Source organism: Candidatus Kaelpia imicola (assembly GCA_030765505.1).
Taxonomy (GTDB): domain Bacteria; phylum Omnitrophota; class Gorgyraeia; order Kaelpiales; family Kaelpiaceae; genus Kaelpia; species Kaelpia imicola.
Window position 1 is genome coordinate 1 of the sequence record JAVCCL010000023.1, and the last position, 3,430, is coordinate 3,430.

Here is a 3,430-nt window from a genome sequence, read left to right on the forward strand (position 1 = left end):
AGAATATAATTATCGGATTCCGTTTCAACGTAGAAGGTTACGATACAACTTCACGTGGTAAAACAGAAACCTTTACTCATGGTAAGATTGAAACAGCGGCGGGATTTAGTCTTAATGATTTTAACGTCTCTGTTAAAACAACCTCCGTATTTGGAGAAGATGAAGAGAGAATAGCGCGAGGAATTGAGATCTTTAAGACTGTATTGGGTCCTCTTCGTGAATGGGGCACTAACAGAGATTATGATATCGAATTCTTAAAACATATCGGCAGACTTGTTCAAAACGACGAACTAATTAATATAATCGGCTCTTTCAATAATATTCTTCCCCATACAGCAGAACTTACCTGGAGAGTAAATACACCTTTTGAATTCTGGAACCTTATAGACGAGGCAATAACAATAGAACTAGGGAAAAGAGCAGAGAGCTTAGGAGGCCTAACAGATGCAGGCATAATAGAAGCGATGGGAAGCATTCAAAATGAATATCTGCAGAGGCTTTTAAGGATAGAGATTTTAGAGGATGATATCCTGACTCACTCTATAAACTGGGGCAACCTCTTTGACCTTGAGGCTTTTGAATTACTTGAAATCTCCCCTGAATTAGCCATGCTCCCTGATGAGTTATTCCAGCTGTCAAGTGATCTATCCAAAGATATAGCAGAGGCCGTCAGCGAAATCGGTTTAAGCATGCCTATAGAAGAGTTCCTGCTGCAGAATTTGGATATAGATGGCACTACATCTTATGCTGAAATCATGGATAATACATCTCTTGACCTATTGATTAAATACGCAATGATACTATCTCTTAAAGGAGCTAACCCCAAAAGGGTACTCTCCCCCATTATTGAGAATGCCGCAGAAGAAACCTCAACAGAAGAAGAGTTTGCAGAGGCTTTAAATACAGGTTTAGAGCGGGAGTTTTCAGATCTTATTTGGGAGGACAGCACTGCTTGGTCGCAGAAAGAGAGCACCCTATATCCCGGACATTCTAAGTCAGAGAAAACAGAGCGTCTTGATTCAGCAATAAACCTTGTCTTAGTTATGTTGAAACTCGACCAAGAAGACATTGAAACTAAAATCGATACCACTATTGCTCAAGAAGAGGCAAAAGAAGAACTATCTAAGTTCTGGAGTTATGAGCCATTTTCTGAAAATACTATTGGAAATAATAACGTTTTAATCTATGTTGATTTCGACGGCCTAACAGAGGCTTTACCAGATTTAGAATCACGCTACGGCAATTTTGCAGTTGAATATGCCCTGCAAGTTCTTTTAGAAGGAACCCTTCAGAGAAAATTAGACCTTAAATCCTATAAAGATGTTATAGCTTTAAACTATATAAAGGAACTCTACCGTCAAGGAACATACTCTGACATATCAGAGATAGCCTCTGAATTTAAAGCAAGAGTAAAACCTCTGCAAAATCTCAGTTCAGATTTCAGGCGCCAACTAATAGAACAGCTTACAACAATGGCAGGGGATGATTATTCTGCTGCTTTAGAGGATTTAAATGCTGCAGACTGGTACTGGAAAGAGCTAGGCTTATCGCCCGTAGATGTAATAGCAACAACAATCCTTAGCGGTACAATAATAAAAGAGCTGCAGGAGTCAACTTTACATCAAGAGAGCGCGATATTGCTTAACAATAAAATGATCAGACCCTATCTTGATTATTATCTCTGGTATCTACCCAATTCAGGGGCAACTTTTGAAGAGGTTACCAGAACTACATTAGGAAAGAATAAGCTCTTAGATTACTTATTCCGTGATGCCGTATCCGGTTCCTACGCCTTAACAGGTGCAAGCGGCTCGTCTTTTTGGGCTGAGGCCGAAGGGAACCCTTATACAGCAGAAGAGATAAAAGAGATGGGCATACTCTCCTGGGCAATAAAACAGTTAATGAAAGAGCTGTTGGGTGTTCCAAGAGAAGAGACAGATACCTACCAGACCCCAGAAGATGTGCTGGGGCAGGTCACAGACTGGCTATTACGTTACTTTACAGAGAACCAAGACCTCTCAACAGGAGCTATCGCCGATGCTTTCGGAGGAATCGATAATTCAATGGGTGTTGGAGGATTTATGGTCTTAGCACTAATAAGCGGAGTTGAAGAAGGAAAGATAAGCACAGAAAAAGCAAATCAGATAATAGCTAATTTTATAGATTTTATATACGATAATCCTAACGATCCTAATGACTTAAATGCCCAGGGTAAATTTGGACTACTTTACCACTATTACCGCCCGGGAACAGACGGAAGGTCTGGAAACTGCGAGGTCTCACTTATAGACACCTACCTTACAATGTGCGGATTTGAAGCATACTCAACATGGGAAGGACGAGACGAAGATATAGTTGAAAAATATAATACTTTTAAATCATCTATACGTTTAAATGAACTTATGTTTGCTTCTAGCTTAGGCAGCACTGCAAATATAACCGAACTATCAACATTAGCTCTTGGCTGGACAGATGAGAGAGGATACCCCGTAGGTAACGGCGTAGACTGGTATCATGAATATATCATTCCATTCTTAATGGGCATAGGTTCATTTGTTACAGCCGGTGACCAGGAAGCAGCAGACGCTTTAATAGAAGGGTTCTACAGTATGCAGAGGCCAGTTGCTAGTGGAGCGAGTGGTAAAGATATTGTCTATCCTTTTGATGGAGCGTTATTCCAGATTCAATATCCTCAGGTATTCTTCCCGCTATTGTATTTAACAGACCTGCCTCAAAATACTTCTAATGAAAAAGCAGCCGGATATACAGGCATGAACCATTATCAAAACGCCATTCAGATGGCTCTTAATACTCACGCAACGGCTGTACAGAACACAGACCTACGTTCTTTAAGTAGCTATCTCTGGACGCTTTCAGCATCAATGGGTCTTGATAAGTTTTACCTTATGGAGATAGGAACACAACCTAGGGACCATGATGGTGACAATTATGATGGAACAACTTCGTTTAATTCAAACGTAGCTAATTCAATGTTTACACCATGGCTATCCTATCAGAGCATGCGTTATTATACCCTTGCCTTCCCGGATAATGTAGGCAGATACGGTCCAACCGACAGCATAAACCCCGAATGGGGCTGGGAGACGCCGACATGGTTTAGTTTAGGCGGAGTAATGATAGCAGTAGAGAACGCCTTAAAATTCGGAACAGGAGAAGGAGATAGTCCTTGGGATCTGATGCTTAAAAATAGAGACTACCTAGCAACTTTATTTGCAGCAGGATTTAATATCGATCTTAGAAACTCATCTATAATCGAAGAGGTCGATCTTTATCAAGCATTCCTAAATGGAGAAGGAAGCTTAGCCCAATTAAACGACTCACTCAAAGCCAGAGCACCACATCTTGAAGATATCATAACGGCCTGCCAGGAATCAGACAGTAGCGAAATAGAGAGGTTGTTCAGAGAAAA

At 40.7% G+C, this 3,430-nt stretch carries 1 protein-coding gene; it reads left to right on the forward strand.

Features of this window, described 5'->3' with window-relative positions; genetic code table 11:
- On the forward strand, positions 1-3,430 hold a 3,430-nt coding region (locus P9L98_03825; protein ID MDP8216430.1), incomplete at both ends, for a glucoamylase family protein.